The organism is Pseudomonas argentinensis, from assembly GCF_001839655.2.
GTDB lineage: Bacteria > Pseudomonadota > Gammaproteobacteria > Pseudomonadales > Pseudomonadaceae > Aquipseudomonas > Aquipseudomonas argentinensis_B.
Genome location: NZ_CP056087.1, coordinates 4,804,692 through 4,827,896, shown reverse-complemented (window position 1 = coordinate 4,827,896; position 23,205 = coordinate 4,804,692). Strand labels below are relative to the sequence as shown.

General features: G+C 64.8%; 24 protein-coding genes. 15 read left to right on the top strand and 9 right to left on the bottom strand.

Annotated elements, in window-relative coordinates:
• Positions 1–264: 264 nt before the first annotated feature.
• Both SA190iCDA_RS21885 and SA190iCDA_RS21880 read left to right on the top strand, forming a co-directional pair.
• The gene (locus SA190iCDA_RS21885; protein ID WP_070887201.1) at positions 265–1,581 is read left to right on the top strand and encodes a sigma-54 interaction domain-containing protein; all 1,317 of its coding nucleotides are present in this window, start codon (positions 265–267) and stop codon (positions 1,579–1,581) included.
• A gap of 99 nt (positions 1,582–1,680) precedes the next feature.
• On the top strand, positions 1,681–2,490 hold the full coding sequence (locus tag SA190iCDA_RS21880; RefSeq protein WP_070887202.1) for a TlpA family protein disulfide reductase: 810 nt from the start codon (positions 1,681–1,683) through the stop codon (positions 2,488–2,490).
• Between the two features lie 137 nt (positions 2,491–2,627).
• On the opposite strand, the gene ppa is transcribed toward SA190iCDA_RS21880, so the two are convergent.
• A complete protein-coding gene (gene ppa / locus SA190iCDA_RS21875; protein WP_070887203.1) occupies positions 2,628–3,155 on the bottom strand; it encodes an inorganic diphosphatase in 528 nt (175 codons plus the stop codon).
• A 36-nt stretch (positions 3,156–3,191) separates the two neighbouring features.
• The gene (locus SA190iCDA_RS21870; RefSeq protein WP_070887204.1) at positions 3,192–4,061 is read right to left on the bottom strand and encodes a zinc-dependent peptidase; all 870 of its coding nucleotides are present in this window, start codon (positions 4,059–4,061) and stop codon (positions 3,192–3,194) included.
• Between the two features lie 252 nt (positions 4,062–4,313).
• Here SA190iCDA_RS21870 and mpl point away from each other — a divergent pair, with 252 nt between their 5' ends.
• The 3 genes from mpl to SA190iCDA_RS21855 all read left to right on the top strand — a co-directional run bounded on the left by mpl (position 4,314) and on the right by SA190iCDA_RS21855 (position 6,760).
• Positions 4,314–5,663, top strand: coding sequence for a UDP-N-acetylmuramate:L-alanyl-gamma-D-glutamyl-meso-diaminopimelate ligase (gene mpl, locus SA190iCDA_RS21865; RefSeq protein ID WP_070887205.1), 1,350 nt, complete (start codon positions 4,314–4,316; stop codon positions 5,661–5,663).
• Between the two features lie 178 nt (positions 5,664–5,841).
• A complete protein-coding gene (gene ubiX, locus SA190iCDA_RS21860) occupies positions 5,842–6,474 on the top strand; it encodes a flavin prenyltransferase UbiX (protein WP_070887206.1) in 633 nt (210 codons plus the stop codon).
• Entirely contained in the window at positions 6,467–6,760 is a 294-nt protein-coding gene (locus tag SA190iCDA_RS21855) for a YceK/YidQ family lipoprotein (protein WP_070887207.1), read from the top strand. The genes ubiX and SA190iCDA_RS21855 overlap by 8 nt, the downstream gene beginning before the upstream one ends.
• A gap of 278 nt (positions 6,761–7,038) precedes the next feature.
• Here SA190iCDA_RS21855 and SA190iCDA_RS21850 read toward each other — a convergent pair whose 3' ends face one another.
• The 4 genes from SA190iCDA_RS21850 to SA190iCDA_RS21835 all read right to left on the bottom strand — a co-directional run bounded on the left by SA190iCDA_RS21850 (position 7,039) and on the right by SA190iCDA_RS21835 (position 10,283).
• A complete protein-coding gene (locus SA190iCDA_RS21850) occupies positions 7,039–7,971 on the bottom strand; it encodes a 2-hydroxyacid dehydrogenase (RefSeq protein ID WP_070887208.1) in 933 nt (310 codons plus the stop codon).
• Between the two features lie 29 nt (positions 7,972–8,000).
• Positions 8,001–8,588: an IMPACT family protein gene (locus SA190iCDA_RS21845; protein WP_070887209.1), complete on the bottom strand. Its 588-nt coding sequence runs from the start codon at positions 8,586–8,588 to the stop codon at positions 8,001–8,003.
• Positions 8,588–9,247, bottom strand: coding sequence for a TetR/AcrR family transcriptional regulator (locus tag SA190iCDA_RS21840; RefSeq protein WP_070887210.1), 660 nt, complete (start codon positions 9,245–9,247; stop codon positions 8,588–8,590). Before SA190iCDA_RS21840 ends, SA190iCDA_RS21845 begins: the two co-directional genes overlap by 1 nt.
• A gap of 112 nt (positions 9,248–9,359) precedes the next feature.
• The gene (locus tag SA190iCDA_RS21835) at positions 9,360–10,283 is read right to left on the bottom strand and encodes an aldo/keto reductase (RefSeq protein ID WP_070887211.1); all 924 of its coding nucleotides are present in this window, start codon (positions 10,281–10,283) and stop codon (positions 9,360–9,362) included.
• Between the two features lie 200 nt (positions 10,284–10,483).
• Here SA190iCDA_RS21835 and SA190iCDA_RS21830 point away from each other — a divergent pair, with 200 nt between their 5' ends.
• Positions 10,484–11,002 carry a hypothetical protein gene (locus SA190iCDA_RS21830; protein ID WP_070887212.1) on the top strand — a complete coding sequence of 173 codons (519 nt, stop codon included), beginning with the start codon at positions 10,484–10,486 and terminating at the stop codon, positions 11,000–11,002.
• Positions 10,999–11,367 carry a DUF3140 domain-containing protein gene (locus SA190iCDA_RS21825; RefSeq protein ID WP_070887213.1) on the top strand — a complete coding sequence of 123 codons (369 nt, stop codon included), beginning with the start codon at positions 10,999–11,001 and terminating at the stop codon, positions 11,365–11,367. Before SA190iCDA_RS21830 ends, SA190iCDA_RS21825 begins: the two co-directional genes overlap by 4 nt.
• A 68-nt stretch (positions 11,368–11,435) precedes the next feature.
• Here the strand turns inward: SA190iCDA_RS21825 and SA190iCDA_RS21820 are convergent, their stop codons facing one another.
• Positions 11,436–12,356 (bottom strand): LysR family transcriptional regulator, encoded by a 921-nt coding sequence (locus tag SA190iCDA_RS21820; protein WP_070887214.1) that lies wholly within the window; start codon positions 12,354–12,356, stop codon positions 11,436–11,438.
• A gap of 188 nt (positions 12,357–12,544) precedes the next feature.
• Between SA190iCDA_RS21820 and SA190iCDA_RS21815 the strand changes: the two genes are divergently transcribed.
• From SA190iCDA_RS21815 to SA190iCDA_RS21805, 3 genes are all read left to right on the top strand, one after another.
• Positions 12,545–13,891: an aspartate aminotransferase family protein gene (locus tag SA190iCDA_RS21815; protein WP_070887215.1), complete on the top strand. Its 1,347-nt coding sequence runs from the start codon at positions 12,545–12,547 to the stop codon at positions 13,889–13,891.
• Positions 13,891–14,178 carry a cupin domain-containing protein gene (locus tag SA190iCDA_RS21810; protein ID WP_070887216.1) on the top strand — a complete coding sequence of 96 codons (288 nt, stop codon included), beginning with the start codon at positions 13,891–13,893 and terminating at the stop codon, positions 14,176–14,178. Before SA190iCDA_RS21815 ends, SA190iCDA_RS21810 begins: the two co-directional genes overlap by 1 nt.
• A 67-nt stretch (positions 14,179–14,245) precedes the next feature.
• Entirely contained in the window at positions 14,246–15,745 is a 1,500-nt protein-coding gene (locus SA190iCDA_RS21805) for a CoA-acylating methylmalonate-semialdehyde dehydrogenase (RefSeq protein WP_070887217.1), read from the top strand.
• Between the two features lie 152 nt (positions 15,746–15,897).
• On the opposite strand, the gene SA190iCDA_RS21800 is transcribed toward SA190iCDA_RS21805, so the two are convergent.
• Positions 15,898–16,431, bottom strand: a complete 534-nt coding sequence (locus SA190iCDA_RS21800) for an REP-associated tyrosine transposase (RefSeq protein ID WP_083329872.1) — start codon at positions 16,429–16,431, stop codon at positions 15,898–15,900.
• 339 nt (positions 16,432–16,770) lie between these two features.
• The gene (locus SA190iCDA_RS21795; RefSeq protein ID WP_070887219.1) at positions 16,771–17,256 is read right to left on the bottom strand and encodes a Bro-N domain-containing protein; all 486 of its coding nucleotides are present in this window, start codon (positions 17,254–17,256) and stop codon (positions 16,771–16,773) included.
• Between the two features lie 677 nt (positions 17,257–17,933).
• On the opposite strand from SA190iCDA_RS21795, the gene SA190iCDA_RS21790 reads away from it, so the two are divergent.
• The 5 genes from SA190iCDA_RS21790 (at position 17,934) to SA190iCDA_RS21770 (ending at position 23,110) form a co-directional block, all read left to right on the top strand.
• Entirely contained in the window at positions 17,934–19,055 is a 1,122-nt protein-coding gene (locus SA190iCDA_RS21790) for a branched-chain amino acid ABC transporter substrate-binding protein (RefSeq protein ID WP_070887220.1), read from the top strand.
• 267 nt (positions 19,056–19,322) lie between these two features.
• Positions 19,323–20,237, top strand: coding sequence for an ABC transporter permease subunit (locus tag SA190iCDA_RS21785; RefSeq protein WP_070887221.1), 915 nt, complete (start codon positions 19,323–19,325; stop codon positions 20,235–20,237).
• 52 nt (positions 20,238–20,289) lie between these two features.
• Positions 20,290–21,516 (top strand): high-affinity branched-chain amino acid ABC transporter permease LivM, encoded by a 1,227-nt coding sequence (livM, locus tag SA190iCDA_RS21780; protein ID WP_070887313.1) that lies wholly within the window; start codon positions 20,290–20,292, stop codon positions 21,514–21,516.
• Positions 21,513–22,385: an ABC transporter ATP-binding protein gene (locus tag SA190iCDA_RS21775; RefSeq protein ID WP_070887222.1), complete on the top strand. Its 873-nt coding sequence runs from the start codon at positions 21,513–21,515 to the stop codon at positions 22,383–22,385. The genes livM and SA190iCDA_RS21775 overlap by 4 nt, the downstream gene beginning before the upstream one ends.
• Positions 22,382–23,110, top strand: coding sequence for an ABC transporter ATP-binding protein (locus SA190iCDA_RS21770; RefSeq protein WP_070887223.1), 729 nt, complete (start codon positions 22,382–22,384; stop codon positions 23,108–23,110). Before SA190iCDA_RS21775 ends, SA190iCDA_RS21770 begins: the two co-directional genes overlap by 4 nt.
• Positions 23,111–23,205: the final 95 nt, after the last annotated feature.

The window sequence follows — 23,205 nt, the reverse complement described above, 5'->3', positions numbered from 1 at the left end:
TTCCGTCTCCTGGCGAGGCCTCTAATCAGGGCCGCTCATGGTGACCAGCAGAGGAGCAACAGCTGTGCCAACCTGCCTGATCTCGCGGGTGTTGGCTATCTATATGATTTTCAATGTTTTTTATCTGCGCTTTAACGTTTCTGAATAAAGTCGCCGCGATAAACCGCGGTGGGCTATGCCATTTGGCAGAAGCGGCACTGCCAATTGACAGTGTTGGCAGTGCGCCGCAGGATGCTGACACCCTCAGCGTCCGCGATAGAGTCCATGGCAGCCAAAGCAGGCGGTTCAAACGTCAAGTCGGATCAGCTTCGGTCACTGGTTTCGTTTCTCGAACACGAGCCGCAGCCGATGATCGTGCTCGATACCGATTACCGGATCCTCGCCGCGAACGCGGCCTATCAGCGCCAGTTTGCCAGCCCTGACTCGCCGGTAGTGGGGCGCAAATGCTATGAGGTCTCGCACCATTATGCTGTTCCCTGCGATCAGGCCGGTGAGCACTGCCCCATGCGCAAGGCGCAGGAGCTCAATGGCCCGGATCGGGTGCTGCATATCCATCACACCCCCCGTGGACCCGAGCACGTCGACGTCGAGCTGCGGCCGATCTTCGCCGAGGGAGGAGCCATAGGGGCTTACGTGGAGCGCCTGACCCTGGTGCGCAGCGCCTCGGCGCGACCCAATGACGAAGGCTTGGTGGGCTGTTCTGCGGCGTTCAACCTCGCCTTGGCGGAGCTCAAGCGTGTGGCCGCCACGATGCTGCCGGTGCTGTTGCTGGGCGAGTCGGGTACGGGCAAGGAATTGTTCGCCCGCGCCGTTCACGAGAACAGCGAGCGGGCCGACGGGCCGTTCGTGGTGGTCGACTGCTCGGGGTTGACCGAAACGCTGTTCGAAAGCGAGTTGTTCGGCCACGAAAAGGGCGCCTTTACCGGCGCCGTGGCCCGCAAGCCGGGCTTGGTGGACATCGCCCAGGGCGGCACCCTGTTCCTCGACGAAATCGGTGATGTGCCCCTTGCCATGCAGGTAAAACTGCTGCGCCTGATCGAGTCGGGAACCTATCGGCGTGTTGGCAGCGTGGAAACCCTCCATGCCAACTTCAGGCTGGTTGCCGCGACCCACAAACCGCTGGAAGAGATGATGGGCAGCGGGGCGTTCAGGGCGGACCTGTACTACCGCCTCAGTACCTTTCCCATTCAGCTGCCGCCCTTGCGTGACCGCGTAGAGGATATCGGCTTGCTGGCGAATTCGTTCCTGCAGCGGCGTGACCCGGCCAGGCGGCTGGTCCTCGATGACGAGGCTCTGGTCAGCCTCCAGCGCTATGCATGGCCGGGCAATATACGCGAATTGCGCAATGCCCTGGACAGGGCAAGCCTGTTTGCCGACGACGGGATCATTCGCCTCCACCATCTACCGCCGGCCATCACCGCGCGCGCGTCCGGGCTGCCGGTAGCGGCAGACGATCAACGCTCGTTGCTGCAGATAGTGGCCACCTTCAAGGGCACGCGTAGCGAGTTGGCGAAGTATCTGGGGCTCAGTGAGCGGACCCTGTATCGCCGTCTCAGGGAGCGGGGGCTGGATCAGCCCTGATCGGCTGACCGGCGCCTTCGTTGCGCGCCAGCATCAACAATTGTTAAAGACCGCGCTGCAGCTGCTGCGCGTCTGGGATACCACCATGGAGCGTGGCTGATGTTGACGATAGATGTAGGGCCGCTGGCGCTTGGCGTGGGCCATGTGTTGCTGCTGGTGAGCCTGGTGCTGGCCACCCTGGTCGGCTGGTGGCTGGGGCGCAAGCACCAGGTCAATCCGGAGAAGCTGATCTTCCGCCTGCTGCTGGCGGCGCTGTTGGGCGCGCGGCTGGCCTTTGTCGTCCGCTACTTCGAGCATTACCAGGAAGCGCCCTGGCGGGTGATCGACATTCGCGACGGCGGCTTCATCGCCTGGGGCGGTGTACTGGCGGCAGCGCTGCTGGGCGCCTGGTACCTGTGGCGCCAGGCGGCGATGCGCCGCGCCCTGGGCGCTGGCACGGTCGTGGGCCTGTTGGTGTGGGGCATGGGCAGCCTGCTGCTGCATAGCCTGGAGCAGGGCACGCGCCTGCCGGAACTGGCCCTGCGCGATGTCCAGGGGCAACCGGTGGAACTGCGCGAGAAGCTCGGCCAGCCCATGGTGATCAACCTCTGGGCCACCTGGTGCCCGCCCTGCCGGCGCGAGATGCCGGTGCTGGCCGAGGCGCAGCGTGCGCATCCAGGGGTGACCTTCGTGTTCGCCAACCAGGGCGAGGGCGCCGACGAAGTCAGTGCCTATCTCGCCAGCCAGGCGCTGCGACTGGACAACGTGCTGCTCGACAGCGACGGGGGCCTGGGGCAACTGGTCGGCTCGCGGGCCTTGCCCACCACCCTGTTCTACGACGCCGAGGGCCGCCTGTTGGGCAGCCACCTCGGTGAACTGTCCGGCGCCAGCCTGGCCCAGGCTCTGGAAGCCCTGAAGACGGAGCCATGACCCTAGAGTCGATCCGATCCCAGACCCTGAACGGGCGGTAATTTGCTCCGTTGTCGGCCCATAACGCCGGGGGGCAATGGCTTTTTTCGGGCAGTAAAAAGCCGGCTTGTGGCCGGCTTTCGTAAGGCAGGTTGTGCTTATTTTTGGTAAGCAGCAGCCGCCTTGGTGATCTCGGCGCGGGCCGCGTCAGCGTTGCCCCAGCCTTCGACCTTGACCCACTTGCCCTTCTCGAGATCCTTGTAGTTCTCGAAGAAGTGCTTGATCTGCTCGATCAGCAGCGGGGGCAGGTCGGTGTATTCCTGAACGTCTTTGTAGATGGTGGTCAGCTTGTCGTGGGGAACGGCGATCAGCTTGGCGTCGCCACCGGCTTCGTCGGTCATGTGCAGTACGCCAACCGGGCGGGCGCGGATCACCGAGCCTGGGGCGACCGGGTACGGTGTCACGACCAGCACGTCGAGGGGGTCACCGTCGTCGGCCAGGGTGTGCGGGATGAAGCCGTAGTTGGCCGGGTAGAACATCGGGGTGGCCATGAAACGGTCGACGAACAGGCAGTCGGTGTCGTGATCGATTTCGTATTTGATCGGCGCGTGGTTGGCCGGGATTTCGATAGCGACGTAGATGTCGTTCGGCAGGTCTTTACCGGCCGGAACCTTGCTGTAGCTCATGGGTGACTCCCTGATGTGCGCCAAAAAGTGGCGCGATTATAGGTGGATTCCCGCATCGTTGCCATTACAGCCATCTGGCGTATCGGCAGTTGCGGGCGCGGCTTGCTGATAGTCCGGGTGTTCGACCTGCAGGCGGCGCAAACGTGCCAATGGGTCTTGCCGATAGAACAGGCGCAACTGCGCGTAGACCTTGGGATAAGCCTCATCGAGCAGGTCTGGCGCGCTGAAGAAGTATTCGCTGGTCACCGCGAAGAATTCGGCGGGGTTTTCCGCGGCGTAGGGGTCGATGGCGGTCTGCGCCTCTTCGTCGGCATCCAGTTCGGCGTTCAGGCTGTCGAAGGCCTCCTGCATGGCGCTGGCCCACTGCTTCACGTCCATGTTGCTGTGCAGCGGCGGCAGGCCGTTGGCGTCGCCGCCGAGCATGTCCAGCTTGTGGGCCAGTTCGTGGATCACCAGGTTGTAGCCCTCCCAGCCACCACTGGCCTGCACACCGGGCCAGGCGAGAATCACCGGGCCCTGTTGCCAGGCTTCACCGCTGTGCTCACCGTCCCATTGGTGTTCGATGCCGCCGGAGTCGCGATGGCGCTGGGGGCTGACGAAATCGTCCGGGTAGAGGATCACCTCGTGGAAACCCCGATACCAGTTCAGGTCGGCCAGGCCGAGCAGCGGCAGTTCGGCGAGCGCCGCCAGGGCCAGGCGATCCTCAACGTCCAGTGCGAGGCCGGGCAGGGCGGTCAGGTGCTTGGCGTACAGAAACAGCACGGCGCGTTCGCGCAGCAGTTGCTCTTCCTCGGCGCTGAGGCCGTCGAGAATCGCCAGGCGCTGGCGCACCGTGGCCCAGCTGCTGGCACTGACAGGATGGCGAGAGAGAATGCGACGACGGCGCCAGGCGCTAAACGACCACATGGAAAACGGCTCGGTGGGAGAGTGGCCGTCACCATAACAGGCCGCCCGCCGACCGCAAGCGCCGGGGCGTTACTCGCTGTTGATGGGCCGCCCTGGTTCCTGAACGGCTCGTTTTCGATAAAACCGGCCGACTCCCAGCGCAGCTCCGTCACCCCGTTATCGTCGCTGGGTGCCAGGCGCCGCTGTGCTAATCTGCGGCCATGTTTTCACCCGGCTCGCCGGCCTCCTGGCGTGCCTGTTCTCGAGGTTTTCATGCATATCCACATTCTCGGCATCTGTGGCACCTTCATGGGTTCGCTCGCGGTGCTGGCCAAGGAACTGGGCCACCGCGTCACCGGCTCCGATGCCAACGTCTACCCGCCGATGAGCACCCAGCTCGAAGCCCAGGGCATCGAGCTGCTGCAGGGGTACGATCCCGCGCATCTGCAGCCGGCACCGGATCTGGTGGTGGTCGGCAACGCCATGAGCCGTGGCAACCCGGCGGTGGAATACGTGCTCAACCAGGGCCTGCCCTATGTGTCCGGGCCGCAGTGGCTGGCCGACCATGTGCTGCAGGGCCGCTGGGTGATGGCGGTGGCCGGCACCCACGGCAAGACCAGCAGCTCGAGCATGCTTGCCTGGGTGCTGGAGCACGCCGGCATGGCGCCAGGCTTTCTGATTGGCGGCGTGCCGCAGAACTTCGGGATTTCCGCCCGCCTGGGCGGCACGCCGTTCTTCGTGGTCGAGGCCGACGAGTACGACAGCGCCTTCTTCGACAAGCGCAGCAAGTTCGTGCACTACCGCCCGCGCACCGCGATCCTCAATAACCTGGAATTCGACCACGCCGATATCTTTCCGGACCTGGCCGCCATCGAGCGGCAGTTCCACCACCTGGTACGGATCATTCCGGGCGAAGGCCTGGTTATTCACCCGGCCAGCGAGGCTGCGCTGGCGCGGGTGATCCGGATGGGCTGCTGGACGCCCGTGCAGACCACCGGTGAAGGCGGGCAGTGGCAGGCGCGCCTGCTCAGCGCCGACGGCTCGCGCTTCGAGGTGAGCTTCGACGGCAAGGTCGAAGGCGTGGTGGACTGGGGGCTTACGGGCCAGCACAACGTGGCCAACGCCCTGGCCGTGCTGGCCGCGGCGCGCCACGTCGGCGTGGTGCCGGCGCTGGGCATCGAGGCGCTGGGCCGGTTCATCAATGCCAAGCGGCGCATGGAAAAGGTCGCCGAGGTGAACGGCGTGACCGTCTATGACGACTTCGCCCACCACCCGACGGCCATCGCCACCACCCTCGACGGCCTGCGCAAGCGGGTCGGCGACGAGCAGATCATCGCGGTCATCGAGCCGCGTTCCAATTCCATGAAGCTCGGCGCCCACCGCGACGGCCTCGCCGAGTCCGCCGTGCAGGCCGATGCGGTGTTCTGGTACGCGCCGCCGAACCTGGGTTGGGATCTGGCGGCCACCGTTGCCGGAGCGACCAATCCGACCCAGGTGTGCGATTCCCTGGACGCGATCATTGATGGTGTGAAGGCGCGGGTACGGCCTGGTACCCAGGTGGTGATCATGAGTAACGGCGGTTTCGGCGGCCTGCATGGCAAGCTGGCCAAGGCGCTTTCATAAAGAGCCGAAATTCGCGCTCAAAGCGTCGCGAGCGCACATTAGGCAAGGCAAAAGCCTGCGAGGAACGGACTGGGCTCGCATTCGAGTTTACTGTAGTAAATGAGCATTCGACCGGGCTGGCGACCCAGCAGGCTTTTAACGCAGCATAAGCAAGCACAGCAGCTTTGAGAGTGAATTTATGAGTGGACCGGAGCGCATTACCCTCGCCATGACCGGCGCCTCGGGCGCCCAGTACGGCCTGCGCCTGCTCGACTGCCTGGTGCGTGAGGATCGGGAAGTGCACTTCCTGATCTCCAAGGCCGCGCAGCTGGTGATGGCCACCGAGACCGACGTCAGCCTGCCGGCCAAACCCCAGGCCATGCAGGCCTTTCTCACCGAATACACCGGCGCCACCGACGGGCAGATTCGCGTGTACGGCAAGGAAGACTGGATGGCGCCGGTGGCTTCCGGCTCCGGCGCGCCCTCGGCCATGGTGGTGGTGCCGTGCAGTACCGGCACCCTGTCATCCATCGCCACCGGTGCCTGCAACAACCTGATCGAGCGCGCCGCGGACGTTGCCCTGAAGGAGCGCCGCCAATTGATCCTGGTACCGCGCGAGGCGCCCTATTCGAGCATTCACCTGGAGCATATGCTCAAGTTGTCCAACCTGGGCGTGGCCATCCTGCCGGCCTCGCCGGGCTTCTATCACCAGCCACAGACGGTGGACGACCTGGTCGACTTCGTGGTCGCGCGCATTCTCAACTGCCTGAACATCCCCCAGGACATGTTGCCGCGCTGGGGCGAACACCATCTCAACAGTGGCGATGAATAAGCACGCCGGCGCGCTTCTTCTGCTCGCCTGCCTGCAATTGGGCGGCTGCGCCACCGCGCGCACGCTGGATGCCAACAAGCCCGGCGCCCCGGTGGTCTACGCCGGCACGCGGCTTGACTGGTACGCGCTACAGGGCGGTTGCTGCCCGGTGGAGCGCTTTGGCGCCGAGGCGCCGCGCTACGCCGGCGTCGACCTGCCGGCCAGCGCCTTGCTCGATACCCTGCTGTTGCCGCTGTCGCTGGCCAAGGCGCTGGGCATTGGTTTGCAGGTGAGTGGGGGCGGGTAGGGCATCGTGATCGGGCGCGGGTGATGTTTGGGGCTAGCGCCTACGCGCCTCGACCCATCCCGCGGTCTGGAGCCTACTATTACCCTGTGGGAACGGGCCATGCCCGCGAAAAGTCTCGGGGCATGGCCCGTTCCCACAGGTAATCCAGCGCTCTAGCCAAGCCTTAGGGTGAGCCGGGCGGCGATCCGTGATAGTCCACCAATATGCTGACTCCGAGTTCACTCCCACAATTTTCGCGGGCATGGCCCGCTATAGCCCACCAGTCTGCAGCCAAAGCTTCAAATCGGCGTCAGCAGCGGCTCGCCGCGAAAATGCCGGCCGATATTGCCGAGAAACTGGCTCAGCGACTGCTCCAATGCCTGGGGCGAGTTGCCGCCGACGTGGGGGGTGATGGTCAGGTTGTCGAGGTCGAGCAGCTCGGTGGGCGGCAGCGGTTCGCTTTCGTAGACGTCCAGCGCCGCGGCGCGGATGCGCTTCTCGCGCAGCGCGGTGCCCAGCGCTGCGGTGTCCACCACGCTGCCGCGCGCCACGTTGACCAGGTAGCCCTGCGGCCCCAGTGCATCGAGCACCTCGGCTCCGATCAGGTGATGGGTTGCGGCGCCGCCGGGGATGGCAACCACCAGGCAGTCGCACCACCGCGCCAGTTCCAGCACGCTGGCGAAGTAGTGGTGGGGGCTGCCCGCTTTCGGCGAGCGGTTGTGATAACCCACCGGCATATCGAAGGCCGCGGCGCGGCGGGCCAGCTGCTCGCCGATGGCGCCGAGGCCGAGGATGCCCAGGCGCTTGCCGCTGACCCCGTCGGTCATCGGCAGGGTGTCGCGCCAGACGCCGGCGCGGCAGGCGTTGTCCAGGCGGCGCAGGTCGCGAATCGCCGCCAGCAGCAGGGCCATGGCATGGTCGGCGACGCAGCTGGCGTTGCTACCGGCGCCGTTACTGAGGGCGATGGCGCGAGCGCGAGCCGCCTCGATATCGACCTTTTCATAGCCCACACCCAGGGTGCCAACGAAGCCCAGTTCTGGCAGGCGGGCGATCTCCTCACCGGTCAGGCCGATGGTACCGATGGTCAGCACCGCCTGGATGCCGTCGCCATGCTCGGCGATGGCCGCTTCCCGGGTGGCGGCGGTGGGTGCATGGGTCACCCGGTAGTGCTCGGCGATGCGCGCCAGGCTGCTTTCGCTGAGCGGGTTGAGAATCAGCAGGTGCGGCTTCATGGGGGCTCCAGGGCAGGTGGGTGGTTGTGTTACTCGATGATGCGCAGGATGCTGCGCCCGCGGCTGATATCGGCCAGCAGGCGCTGCAGGGCCTGGACCTGGGGCTGCGGCACGGCCAACTGCAGCTCGGCGCCATCGGCATCGAAGCTTTCCTGTTCCAGCAGGGCGCCGAATTCGGCCAGGCGCGACTTGAGCAGGGCCAGCTCGGCGAAACCGCAATGGCAGGCACAGGCGGTGCACGGCACCTGCTCCTGGCGCTCGGCGTTCTGCAGGCATTTGTTGGCGCTGCCGCCGTAAGCACGGGCCAGGCCGCCGGTGCCGAGCTGGATGCCGCCGTACCAGCGTGTCACCACCACGGCCACGCCGTCGAAACCCTGGGCCTCGATGGCGGCGAGAATGGGTCGCCCAGCGGTGCCGCCAGGCTCCCCGTCGTCGCTGAAGCGATACTGCTGGCCAATCTTCCAGGCCCAGCAGTTGTGCGAGGCGCCCGGTTCGCTGAGCTGCTCGATAAGGGCCTGGGCCTCCGCCGCGCTGCTGACGGCGCGGGCCTGGGCGAGAAAACGGCTCTTGCGGATTTCCTCGCGGTAGTCGCAAGGGGCGAGTAGCAGGTAAGGCATCAGAGGCTCGGCTTCAGCCCGCAACCCCTGAGGATGATGCGCACCATGTTGTCCGCCGCGGCCTGGTAATCGGGCTTGGTCAGGCGCGAGCGGCCACTGACCCGGCAGATCTCCGAAGCGAAGTCGGCGTGGTACTGGGTGCTGCTCCAGATCAGGAAGATCAGGTTCATGGGGTCGACCGGCTCCATCTTGCCGGCGGCGATCCACTGCTCGAAGATCGCCGCGCGCTCGCGAAACCAGCTCTGGTGATCCTTGCCGAAGTGCTGGGACAGGAAGGCGCCGCCGCTGATCACTTCCATGGCGAAGATGCGCGAAGCCTTGGGGTAGCGGCGCGAATATTCCATCTTGGCGCGGATGTAGCGCTCCAGCGCCTCGGCCGGGTCGTCGTCGACGCTCAGGCTGTCGAAGGCGCTGTCCCACAGGGCCAGGATATTGCTCAGCACGGCCAGGTACAGGCCCTGCTTGCTGCTGAAGTAGTAATGCAGGTTGGCCTTGGGCAGGCCCACCGCCTGGGCGATGGTGTTCATGCTGGTGCCCTTGAAGCCGTGGCGGGCGAACTCTTCCTCGGCGGCCGCGATGATCGCTTCTTCGTTCTTCTGCCGGATGCGGCCAGTCGGTTTGCCGGTGGTGGCGCGGGGAGCGGTGGCGTCGAGGGGCATCAGGGGACTTCCGTGGTGATCTGGGGGCACAGCGGGTGAACAGATACTCCACCGTAGCGGGCGTGACAAGCGCTGGCGCTGCAATTATCTGCCCGCTGGGCTCGTGGCGCGGTCAGCCGAAGGCCTGGACGATGCGCTGGCGCTGCGCGGTATCCGGCAGGCGACCCTGGCCGGCCTTGAGGTTGTCGACCACATAGCGCGGGTTGGAGGTGGCCGGAATCACTGCGGTCACGGCCTCGTTGGCGAGGATGAACTTGAGCAGCAGCTGCGCCCAGGAGGTGGCGTCGATCTCGGTGGCCCACTCCGGCAGCGGCTTGCCCTTGACCCGGCCGAGCAGTTGCGCGCGCTGGAAGGGGCGGTTGATCAGCGTGGCGATGCCATTGTCCCGGCAGTAGGGCAGCAGGCGCTTTTCGGCGTTGCGCTCGCCCACCGAATAGTTGAACTGCACGAAGTCGACTTTCTCCTTGGCCAGCACCGCCAGCAGGTCGTCATGGGCCGACTCGATGTAGTGGGTGATGCCGATGTAGCGCACCTTGCCCTGTTCGCGCAGCTCGCGGGCCAGGGCCAGCTGAGTGGTGGTGTCCTGCAGGTTGTGTACCTGCAGGAGGTCCATCCTGTCGGCCTGCAGGGCCTTGAGGCTGGCCTGGAACTGCGCCAGGCCGCGCTCACGGCCGGTGCTCGACAGCTTGGAGGCGAGAAACGCCTTGCCCTGGGTCCTGGTGCGCTTGAGCAACTCGCCGGTCACCGCTTCGGCCCGGCCGTAGCTGGGCGCGGTATCGATCAGCGTGCCGCCGCCATTGATGAAGGCGCGCATCACTTCGTCGAGATCCTCCAGGCTGGATTCGTCGAGGCCCACGTTGAAGGTCTGGGAGGTGCCGAGGCCGATCACCGGCAGGCTCTCGTCGCTGGACGGAATCTTGCGCTGCAGCACGGCGGCCGGGTTGGCGGCGAAGGCGAAGCCGGGCAGCAGCTGGCTGCTGGCCGCAAGGGTCATCAGGGCAGCGCTGCCCTGCAGGAAATGGCGACGGCTGGGCATGGCGTGCTCCGTTGCGAAGGGCTAAGCAGAAGAGACTAGTCGCCGAGCCCGGTGGACCGGCCACCCGCCTGGCGTTACTTGTTACCTGGTGTGTCTTGAGAGCGCCGCATAGTCGCTGGCGTTCCGTCTGTCCGCCATGGGTGACGGCAGTCGGGTTGGCAGGGTCATCTATCAGGACAGCCACCGGCGAGGACGCCCCGATGAGCAGCACCGCGAAGAAGACCGATCCAGCGTTGTGGGACAGGGTTAAGCAGCGCGTCACCAAAGGCGACAAGGGTGGCAAGCCCGGCCAGTGGTCGGCGCGCAAGGCGCAGCTCGCCGTGCAGCTCTACCAGCAGGAGGGCGGCGGTTACCAAGGCGGCAAGGAGGCCGACAACCACTTGCAGCAGTGGACCGAGCAGGACTGGGACACCAAATCCGGCAAGCCCTCCGGCGAAACCGGCGAACGCTACCTGCCCAAGAACGCCCGCGATGAACTGAGCGACAAGGACTACGCGCGCAGCACCCGCAAGAAACGCGTGGACAGCCGCGCCGGGCGCCAGCACTCCAAACAGCCGAAAGATGTCGCCGAGAAGGCCGCCGAGCACCGCACACCAGCGCTGGGCGGGCTGAACAAGGCCGAGCTGATGAAGCGCGCGGCGAGCAAACACATCCGGGGTCGCTCGCGGATGAAGAAGGACGAGCTGGTTACCGCGCTGGAACAGAAGGGTGGCAAATGAGCGAGTTGAGCGAAGCCCAGAAAAAAGCCATTCGCAGCGATTTCAAGGACGCGGTGAATATGCCGCCATCACGCCTGCGCCGCTGGTTGCATGCTGCCGACAGCAAGCGCGTGGGCATGACCAAGGGCGGCCGCAAGGTGGAGTCCGCGGGCGACGGCCAGTCGGTCGGCCACCAGATGGGCGAGCGCATTCTAGAGATCAAAGGTAAACGCGTGGCCCAATTGGAGGCGGACGACTACCAGGCGATGCGCAAGGTGATCGGCTACGTGCACCGCCATCTCAAACAGCGCCCGGCCGGTGACGTGGAAGACAGCCGCTGGCGCCAGTCGCTGATGAACTGGGGCCACGACCCGCTCAAGGCCTGACCCTGAACGCGCCGTAGCCTGGGTCGAGGGCCGCGCCCCCGGGGCCATAACTCTCCCTATGCGGCGGCTCAGGCGCTGGCCGCCAATTCCTGCAGGAAACTCTCAAGCACCAGATGCGGCCGGCGGCCCTTGCGGGTCACCGAGGCCAGGCTGATGTCGTAGAAGCGCGTGCCGGCCTTCAGCGCGCGCAGGCGGCCTTCCTTGATCCAGGCTTCGGCATAGTGGTCCGGCAGGTAACCGATATAACGGCCAGTGAGAATCAGAAACGCCATGCCTTCGCGGTCCGACGCGCTGGCAGTGCAGTTGAGCACCCCGTAGTGGTTCTGGATCTCCGGCGGCAGGCGGAAGGTCGGTGCAATGGCGTCCTGGGCGTTGAGGCGCTCGTCCGCCAGCTCACGATCATCGACGTAGAACAGCGGGTGGCCGACCGCGCAGTAGAGCCGCGAGCGTTCGTCGTACAGCGGCTGGTAATCCAGGCCGGACAAACCGCCGACCACCGGCACCACGCCGACATGCAGGCGCCCGTCGAGCACGCCCTGCTCGACCTCGCTGGGCGGGGTCATGCGGATGTTCACCCGCACGTCCGGCCCGCGCTCCTTGAGGCGGGCGAGGGCGCCGGTGATGCGCATGTGTGGCACCGTCACCAGGTTGTCGGTCAGGCCGATATTCAGCTCGCCGCGCAGGTGCTGGTGCAGGCCGTTGACCTCGGTGCGAAAGCTCTCCAGCGCTGCCAGCAGTTGCTGGGTCGACTGGTACACCTCGCGGCCTTCCTCGGTCAGGGCGAAGCCGGCGCGGCCACGCTGGCACAGGCGCAAACCGAGGCGCTGCTCCAGGTCGCTCATCTGCTGGCTGATCGCCGAACGACCGATGCCCAGTACGCTCTCCGCTGCTGAAAAACCGCCACACTCGACCACGCTGCGAAACAGCTTGAGCAGGCGGATATCGAAGTCACTGACCTGGGCGAGAGGTTCGGGGCGGCGGGCGCTCATTGTTTAGTGAACCTTGAACTGAAGATAAGAAGAGTGCTGTTTTACTGACTCTATGCCCGTGGCACCTTTGCTGGCAACTGACGCCCCTACTTGTGGGAGCGGCTTCAGCCGCAATAGCTGTCGATTTTCGCGGCTAAAGCCCCTCCCACGTTCCTCCCGATCACGCCGCCACTGCCGAGGCCATCGCCATGAACATGCCGCAGACCGCCACGCCGCCCCTGGCCAGCCAGCTCAAGCTGGACGCCCACTGGATGCCGTTTTCCGCCAACCGCAGCTTCCAGCGCGACCCGCGGATCATCGTCGCCGGCGAAGGCGCCTGGCTGACCGACGACGCCGGTCGCAAGGTCTACGACAGCCTGTCGGGCCTGTGGACCTGCGGCGCCGGCCATTGCCGCCAGGAGATTCAGGACGCGGTGGCCAAGCAGCTCGGCACCCTCGACTACTCGCCGGGCTTCCAGTACGCCCACCCGCTGTCGTTCAAGCTGGCCGAGCAGATGGCCGACCTGATGCCGGGCGAACTCAACCATGTGTTCTTCACTGGGTCGGGTTCCGAGTGCGCCGACACCGCGGTGAAGATGGCCAAGGCCTACTGGCGCCTCAAGGGCCAGGCCAGCAAGACCAAGTTCATCGGCCGTGCCCGCGGCTACCACGGCGTCAACATCGCCGGCACCAGCCTCGGCGGCATCGCCGGCAACCGCAAGATGTATGGGCAGTTGATGGACGTCGACCACCTGCCACACACCCTGCAACCGGGCATGGCCTTTACCAGGGGCGCTGCCGAGACTGGCGGCGTCGAGCTGGCCAACGAACTGCTCAAGCTGATCGAGCTGCACGATGCCTCGAACATCGCTGCGGTGATCGTCGAGCCCATGTCCGGCTCGGCCGGCGTCATCGTGCCGCCGGCGGGTTACCTGGAACGCCTGCGCGAGATCTGTACCCAGCACAATATCCTGCTGATCTTTGACGAAGTGATCACCGCCTTCGGGCGCATGGGCAAGTGGACCGGTGCCGAGTACTTCGGCGTCACGCCGGATATCCTCAACGTCGCCAAGCAGATCACCAACGGTGCCATCCCCCTGGGTGCGGTGATCGCCAGCCGCGAGATCTACCAGACCTTCATGGGCCAGCCGACGCCCGAGCACATGATCGAGTTCACCCACGGCTACACCTATTCGGCCCACCCGGTGGCCTGCGCCGCCGGCCTGGCCTCGCTGGAACTGCTCAAGCGCGAGAACCTGATCCAGCAGGCCGCAGAGCTGGCGCCCAGGTTCGAGAACGCCATCCACGGCCTCAAGGGCGCCAAGCACGTGGTCGACATCCGCAACTGCGGCCTGGCCGGCGCGATCCAGCTGGCGCCCCGTGATGGCGACCCGACCATCCGCCCCTACGAGGCCGGCATCGCCCTGTGGAAAGCCGGTTTCTACGTGCGCTTCGGCGGCGACGGCCTGCAGTTCGGGCCAATGTTCAACGCCAGGATCGAAGACCTCGACCGGGTGTTCAGCGCGGTCGGCGATGCCCTGCAAGGCATCAATTGATGGCCGATCGACAACAGGCGGTGGCCACCGTGCAGGTAGACAACGACGAGGTGATCGTCACCGAGTGGCGTTTCGCCCCCGGCGCCGAAACCGGCCGCCACCGCCATGGTTACGATTACGTGGTGGTGCCGATCACCGACGGCACCCTGCTGCTGGAAACCCCGGAAGGCGACAAGCGCGCGGCGCTGATCGCCGGGCAGAGCTACTTCCGCAAGGCCGGCGTCGAGCACAACGTGGTCAACGCCAGCGACCACGAAGTGGTCTTCGTCGAAACCGAACTCAAGTGACAACCCCATCCCCGGCGGCAGCGGCCTGCGTCGCTGTCGGCCACGCGAGCAATATTCGGAGGACCCAATGACCACCATCCAGCACCTGATCCACGGCCAGCTCACAGGCGGCCAGGGCGGCCGCAGCGCCGACGTGTTCAACCCGGCCACCGGTGAAGCGATCCGTCGCGTTGCCCTGGCCGATGTGGCCACCGTGCAGCAGGCCATCGACTCGGCCAGGGAGGCCTTCCCGGCCTGGCGCAACACGCCGCCGGCCAAGCGCGCCCAGGTGATGTTCCGCTTCAAGCAACTGCTCGAGCAGCACGAAGACGCCATCGCCAAGCTGATCGCCGAAGAGCACGGCAAGACCCTGGAAGACGCCGCCGGTGAGCTCAAGCGCGGTATCGAAAACGTCGAATACGCCTGCTCGGCGCCGGAAATCCTCAAGGGTGAATACACCCGCAACGTCGGCCCCAACATCGACGCCTGGAGCGACTTCCAGCCGGTGGGCGTGGTTGCCGGTATCACCCCGTTCAACTTCCCGGCCATGGTGCCGCTGTGGATGTACCCGCTGGCCATCGTCTGCGGCAACTGCTTCATCCTCAAGCCGTCCGAGCGCGATCCCAGCTCCACCCTGTACATCGCCCAACTGCTCCACGAAGCCGGCCTGCCCGCCGGCGTGCTCAACGTGGTGCACGGCGACAAGACCGCCGTGGACGCGCTGATCCAGGCGCCGGCGGTCAAGGCCCTGAGCTTCGTCGGCTCCACGCCGATCGCCGAATACATCTACGCCGAAGGCAGCAAGCACGGCAAACGCGTGCAGGCCCTGGGCGGCGCCAAGAACCACGCGGTGCTGATGCCCGACGCCGACCTGGACAACGCCGTCAGCGCACTGATGGGGGCCGCCTACGGCTCCTGCGGCGAGCGCTGCATGGCCATCTCGGTGGCCGTGTGCGTGGGCGACCAGATCGCCGATGCCCTGGTCGAGCGTATCGTGCCGCAGATCAAGGCCCTGAAGATCGGCGCCGGTACCCAGTGCGGCCTCGATATGGGCCCGCTGGTCACCGCCGCGGCGAAGGACAAGGTCACCGGCTATATCGACGCCGGTGTCGCCGCTGGCGCCCAGCTGGTGGTCGATGGCCGTGGCCTGAGCGTGTCCGGCAATGAAAGCGGCTTCTTCCTCGGCGGCAGCCTGTTCGACCGGGTGACGGCGGACATGAGCATCTACACCGACGAGATCTTCGGCCCGGTACTGTGCATCGTCCGTGTCGACAGCCTGGAAACCGCCATGCAGCTGATCAACGACCACGAATACGGCAACGGCACCTGCATTTTCACCCGTGACGGGGAAGCCGCACGGCTGTTCTGCGACGAGATCGAAGTGGGCATGGTCGGCGTCAACGTACCGCTGCCGGTGCCGGTGGCCTACCACAGCTTTGGCGGCTGGAAGCGCTCGCTGTTCGGCGACTTGCACGCCTACGGCCCGGACGGTGTGCGCTTCTACACCCGCCGCAAGTCGGTCACCCAGCGCTGGCCGCAGCGCAAGACCCACGAGGCCGCGCAGTTTGCGTTTCCCAGCAATAGCTGAGGTGGGGTGAGGTAAATGAAAGGCCGGTCGAGAGATCGGCCTTTTCAGTCTTGGCGACAATTCCTGGGTATCGCTACGCTCAACCGCAGGCTACGCGACCCCGTAGCCCGGCGTCGAGCGAAGCGACACCCGGGGATGATTTTCATGGCTCGCTACAATCTCTCCCCCGCAAACATCTGATCGTCCCCGCCACCCGCCCAATCCGCTGGCAGCAACCCCGCTGCCACATAACGATGAAACGACGACCACGGCCAATCAATCACTCGCGCTACATGCCCATGCTTGCGCGGGTTGTGGTGGATGTAATCGACATGCCGAGCGAAGTCCTCCTCGTCACGAATCCGATGCTCCCAGAAGCGTTGCTGCCATATGCCTCGCTCGCCCTTGCGCTGTCGGCTGGCGGATATACGTTCGTCGATTGGCAGGGCTCTGGAAAAGCCACTCTTGATAAGCCGCCAGCGCAAGGCGAAATCCGCATCGCCAGGTGGCAGGGTACACAGGGCGTGGAAGTGATCGGGAAGGATGACGATGGCGTCGATGTGCCACGGGTGAAGCCGCATTACATGGCGGAAGCTGGCACGCAGCAAGTCGATATGTGCAGTCAGCAAGTCGCGGCGGCGATCTGCCAGGTTGAGTGTGAAGAACCAGGTGGCGCCCGGCGTTTTGTCGCGGCGATACAGCACCATTGCCTGCAGTCCCTTGCAGAAGAAACACCCTTCAAATGTAGCCTGGGTTGAGCAGAGCGATACCCGGGAGAGCTTTCCTGGGTATCGCGCTGCTCAAACCAGGCTACGAACTGTGGCTGTGGCGACGGGAGGAGGTGGAGGCGCAATTGTGGCAGTACCACCTGTGGGAGCGGGCCATGCCCGCGAATCGCTATTGGCAGCAACACATGGTTTGAAGTTGCGTATTGCACTCCGGCGCCACTTCTCTACCGCCCGACAACCCAGTTTCGCCCTTACGGCCCCACTTTTTCTCAATCACTAAAAATCCCGTAGCCCGGGTATCGCGCTGCTCAACCCAGGCTACGAACTGAACCAGCGCCGCCGTACTGGCGCTTCTTGCCAATTCGCAAGGGTGGGCAACTGCTGGAGACGAACCCAGAGTTCACCTTGCCAGTCGAGCATGCCGATGTGCGCGCCTTGCCAGTTCATTTGCACGCGCCTTGGCGCCGCGTGTTGCTGGTTTGCGAGGTCGTGCAGGTGAGGGATGACTTCCTCGCCAAACCAGTGGCTGAGGCTGCGGTGCTCGGGGTGCATGAAACGGTACAGCGCCTTGTACAGCCCGGCCTGATTGATGACCTGTATGGGCTCTTCGCTGCCGCTGGCATGGCGCAGCTGGATGGAGCGAATTTGCTCCGGATCCATGCGCCGGCACAGGCGTTCGGCATGGCGCTGGCCTAGCAAACGGCCGACATCGCTGGCGACGAACCAGGGTTGGCGGTCAATTAGAATCGCGCGTAGCGGCTTGTTATAGCGTATGAACGCAGTGGGGATGAATGCGTCATGCATCGTGAAGGCTCCGAGTTGAGTTCAGGAGCTGCCTCGATCGCTGTCAACCGATATGGAGGCAGACCGCGCAGGGTTGACAGACCGGACTCGGAAGCCGGCAGACCATGAGGATCTCCCCACGCGATCTGCCATAGAGCGGTGCAGCGCAAACTGCATGCAAAGGCCGGCCTGCAAGAACAAACGCCGTTCTCGCATGCACCGGTTGGCACATCGCGCCGAGTTTCGAGCTGTCAAACCCGGCCACGGGATTGACCGTGGCCGGTGCAGGATAGGGTTGCAGTGTGGCCAAGGCAAGCTGCGCGCTGCTGTTACCGGTTACAACGGACGTATCGAGCCGTTAGTTCGATCTAAAGGGTGAATAGACCGCTCTGGAATAAGCCTTGGCCGGCAAAGCGGCAACCATTCACAAGCTTGCAAGCGCCCCGTCCAAGGTTGTGCAGTGTTTCCCTCGGTTGCACCAGCATGGACGGTGTTCTGCTCGGTCGCGGTGCGTCCGTGGCGCGAGTTTGTGGGGGTCATGGCGCCTTTTCAATCGAAAGTGACGCATTGGGCCGGGACACCTGCGGTTACATGACCGCCCGTACGACTTTTGTCTAGAAGTTTCAAACGGTCGTGCGAATGGCATAGCGCTTGCTCCAGCAGGCGGGCCAATCCAAATACTCCTCAGGAGCACGTCCATGCCTCACACGTCTTTCAAGAAAGGTTTCTTGGCGCTCGCGATCACTGGCGCACTGGGTTTTTCCTCGTTGACCCATGCTGATATCACCATCGGTATCGGCGCCCCCATGACCGGCGGCAACGCGGCGTTTGGTGATCAGTTGTGGCGCGGTGCCGAGCAGGCTGCTGCGGATATCAATGCGGCAGGCGGCATCAATGGCGAGCAGATCAAGCTGGTGAAGGGCGACGATGCCTGCGAGCCCAAGCAGGCGGTGTCGGTGGCCAACCGCATGGTCGATGCGGACAAGGTTGTGGCGGTGATCGGGCACTTCTGCTCGTCGTCGACCATGCCGGCGTCCGAGGTGTATGACGAGGCGGGCATTCTGGCGGTGACGCCGGCGTCCACCAACCCGCAGGTGACCGAGCGCGGCCTGACCGCGATGTTCCGCATGTGCGGCCGTGACGACCAGCAGGGCATCGTCGCCGGCGACTATATCGTCGACGTGCTCGAGGCCAAGAAGATCGCCGTGGTGCACGACAAGGACACCTACGGTCAGGGCCTGGCCGACGCCACCCGTGCGCAGCTCAACAAGCGCGGCGTGAAGGAGGTGATGTACGAAGGCCTGACTCGCGGCGAGAAGGACTTCAACGCCCTGGTCACCAAGATCCGCGCCAGCGGCGCCGAGGTGGTGTACTTCGGTGGCCTGCATGCCGAGGCCGGCCCGCTGGTTCGGCAGATGCGTGAGCAGGGCGTGACCGCCAAGTTCATCTCCGGCGACGGCATCGTCACCGACGAGATGGTCGGCACCGCTGGCGGCCCGCAGTACGTCGATGGCGTACTGATGACCTTTGGCGCAGACCCGCGGCAGATTGCCGACGGCAAGGCAGTGATCGAGAAATTCCGTGCCAACGGCTACGAGCCGGAAGGCTACACCCTGTACTCCTACGCTTCGATGCAGGTGGTCGCTGCCGCGTTCGCCGGTATCAAGGGCACCGATGGCGCCGAGGCCGCTGCCTGGCTGAAGGACAACCCGGTGCAGACGGTAATGGGCAAGAAGGAGTTCGATGAGAAGGGCGACCTGAAAATCTCCGACTACGTGATGTACCAGTGGGGCGCTGACGGCAAGTACAAGCAGCTTTAAGAGAGAGCCTGTTCACGGCCGACAGAGCAGAACCAGGCAAAGCGAAAGTGGCCATTCGTAGGGTGGGCCGGGGCGTGTAGCTGACGCTTCACCGTCCACCTTCTTGCGATCGCAATGGTGGATGAAAAAAGCGTCATCCACCCTACGTCTAGCAGCCCTGCCTATCGTGAACACACCTCCAAACCCGGCGGGCCATGACCTGCCGGGGCTGCTGCGGTCGCCTGGCGACTGCGCGCATCCTTCCGTCACGGACTCAGAGATTTTTCAATGGACGGCATCTTCCTGCAGCAACTGGTCAACGGCCTGACTCTCGGCTCGGTCTATGGCCTGATCGCCATCGGCTACACCATGGTTTACGGCATCATCGGCATGATCAACTTCGCCCACGGCGAGGTTTACATGGTCTCCGCTTACCTCGCCGCCATCGCCATCGCCGTACTGGCCTTCTTCGGTGTGCATTCTTTCCCGCTGGTCATCCTCGGCACGCTGGTGTTCACCATCGTGGTCACCGGGGTGTACGGCTTCGCCATCGAGCGTATCGCCTATAAACCGCTGCGCAACTCCACGCGCCTGGCGCCGCTGATCAGTGCCATCGGCATGTCGCTGATCCTGCAGAACTACGTGCAACTCAGCCAGGGCGCGCGGCAGCAGGGCATCCCGACCATGCTCGAAGGCGCGCTGCGCCTGCATGTCGGCGACGGTTACGTGATGATCACCTACACCAAGCTGTTCATCATCGCCGCGGCCATCATCGGCATGCTGGCGCTGACCTTCATCATTCAGAAAACCCGCCTGGGGCGCATGTGCCGCGCCACCCAGCAGGACCGCAAGATGGCGCAGATCCTCGGCATCAACACCGACCGGGTGATCTCCTACGTGTTCGTCATCGGCGCTTCCATGGGCGCGCTGGCCGGGGTGCTGATCACCCTCAACTACGGCACCTTCGACTTCTATGCCGGCTTCATCATCGGCATCAAGGCCTTTACCGCGGCGGTGCTCGGTGGCATCGGCTCGCTGCCCGGGGCGATGCTCGGCGGCCTGATCCTCGGCGTGGCCGAGGCGCAGTTCTCCGGGATGGTGAATTCCGACTACAAGGACGTGTTCAGTTTCTCGCTGCTGGTGCTGATTCTGATTTTTCGTCCCCAGGGCCTGCTGGGCCGTCCTCAGGTAACCAAGGTGTGATGCCGTGAGTACGACTTCTATCGATGTGAAAAAGAGCCTGGTCGATGCGCTGATGGCCGGGCTGATCGCCCTGATCGTGTTCGGCCCGGTGGTGGGCGTGGTGCTCAAGGGCTACGACTTCACCCCGCAGTTCGATCGCGTGGCCTGGATGGTCGGCGCGGTGATGGTAGGCCGCCTGCTGCTCAGCCTTTTCCTGCAAACCCCGAAAGGCCGCGTGGTGCTGGAGGGCTTCGAGCGCTCCGGTGGTGGCGTCGGCGTGCAACCGCCAGGCTATGTGTCGCGCATGCGCTGGATCATTCCGGGGCTGATCCTGCTGGCGTTGATCTTCCCGTTCTTCGCCAACAAGTACCTGCTGACGGTGATCATTCTCGGCCTGATCTACGTGCTGCTCGGCCTCGGCCTGAACATAGTGGTCGGCCTGGCTGGTTTACTCGACCTGGGCTTCGTGGGCTTCTACGCCATCGGTGCCTACGGCCTGACCATGGGCTACCAATACCTGGGCCTGGGCTTCTGGAGCCTGCTGCCGCTGGCGGCGCTGATGGCGGCCTTCGCGGGGATGATCCTGGGCTTTCCGGTGCTGAGGATGCATGGTGACTACCTGGCCATCGTCACCCTGGGCTTTGGCGAGATCATCCGCCTGGTGCTGACCAACTGGCTGGACGTCACCGGCGGCCCGAATGGCATGAGCGCGCCGTCGCCGACCTTCTTCGGCCTGGAGTTCGCCCGCCGCGCCAAGGACGGCGGCGTGCCGTACCACGAGTTCTTTGGCGTGGCCTACAACCCCAACATGAAGTTCCTGTTCATCTACGCGGTGCTGGTGCTGGTGGTCTTGCTGGTGCTCTACGTCAAGCACCGGCTGACCCGCATGCCGGTCGGTCGCGCCTGGGAAGCGCTGCGCGAGGACGAGATCGCCTGCCGCTCCATGGGCCTGAACCACGTGCTGGTCAAGCTCTCGGCATTCATGCTCGGCGCCTCGACGGCGGGCATCGCCGGGGTGTTCTTCGCCACCTATCAGGGTTTCGTCAACCCGACCTCGTTCACCTTCTTCGAGTCGGCGCTGATTCTCGCCATCGTGGTGCTCGGCGGCATGGGCTCGACCGTTGGCGTGGTGATCGCCGCGTTCGTGCTGACCATCGCTCCCGAGCTGTTGCGCAGCTTCGCCGACTACCGCGTGCTGCTGTTCGGCGTGCTGATGGTGGTGATGATGATCTGGCGACCACGGGGGCTGATTCGCATCAACCGCATTGGCATCGCACCGCGTAAAGGAGTCGCGCCATGAGTGACAAGATCCTCTCGGTCGACGGCCTGATGATGCACTTCGGCGGCATCAAGGCGCTCAGCGATGTCAACTTCTCGATCAAGCGCAATTCCATCTCGGCCCTGATCGGCCCCAACGGCGCCGGCAAGACCACGGTGTTCAACTGCCTGACCGGCTTCTACTCGGCCACCGGCGGCAAGATCATGCTCAACGCCCAGGGCCGGCAGACCGACGTCATCCAGATTCTCGGCGAACCCTTCCAGGCAGCCGACTTCATCAAGCCCCGGCAGTTCGGCTCGCGGCTCTGGTACAAGATGTTCGGCGGCACTCATCTGGTGAACCGGGCAGGCCTGGCGCGCACTTTCCAGAACATTCGCCTGTTCAAGGAAATGACCGTGCTGGAAAACTTGCTGGTGGCCCAGCACATGCTCGCCGAGCGCAGCCTGATCAAGGGTATTCTCAACACCCCTGGCTACCGGCGCGCCGAGAACAAGCTGCTGGACACCGCCTTCTACTGGCTGGAAGTGGTCGACCTGGTCGCACAGGCCAACCACCTGGCCGGTGAACTCTCCTACGGCCAGCAGCGTCGCCTGGAGATCGCCCGCGCCATGTGCACCGGCCCCGAGCTTATCTGCCTGGACGAACCCGCCGCCGGCCTCAACCCCTCGGAAACCCACGCGCTGAGCAAGATCATCCGCCTGCTGCGCGACGAGCACGGCCTGACCGTGCTGCTGATCGAGCACGACATGGGCATGGTGATGAGCATCAGCGATCACATCATCGTCCTCGACCACGGGCTGGTGATCGCCCAGGGCGGCCCGGACGCCATCAAGAACGACCCGAAAGTGATCGCCGCCTACCTCGGCGCGGACGAGGAGGAAGTGGCATGAGCGACGTGAATGGGGCACCGCTGCTGGCGTTCAAGGACGTCGACGTGCATTACGGGCAGATCCAGGCGCTGAAGAAGGTCAACCTGCACATCAACCCCGGTGAAACGGTGAGCCTGATCGGCGCCAACGGCGCGGGCAAGTCCACGCTGCTGATGTCGATCTTTGGCCAGCCGCGGGCCAGCGGTGGGCAGATTCTCTACCGCGGCGAAGACATCACTCGCAAGAACACCCACTTCGTGGCGTCCAACGGCATCGCCCAGTCGCCCGAGGGGCGCCGGGTGTTCCCGGACATGAGCGTGGAAGAGAACCTGCTGATGGGCACCATCCCGATCGGCACCGGGCATGTCGACGAGGACATGCAGCGCATGTTCGAGCTGTTTCCGCGCCTCAAGGAGCGGCGCAACCAGCGGGCCATGACCATGTCCGGCGGTGAGCAGCAGATGCTAGCCATCGCCCGGGCGTTGATGAGCCGACCCAAGCTGCTGCTGCTCGACGAGCCGTCGCTGGGCCTGGCGCCCATCGTGGTCAAGCAGATCTTCGCCACCCTGCGCGAGCTGGCGCAGACCGGCATGACCATCTTCCTGGTCGAGCAGAACGCCAACCACGCGTTGCGGCTCAGCGACCGCGCCTACGTGATGGTCACCGGGGAAATCCGCATGACCGGCACCGGGCAGGAGCTGCTGGGCAACCAGGAGGTGCGCAACGCCTACCTGGGCGGGCACTAGCCGAAGCGACGCGGCCGCGACCTGGCAGAAGCGCCGGTCGCGGCCGTTTATTTTCTGCTGCGCTCTAGCTGGAGCAGCCGCTGGCGCCCTGTGCA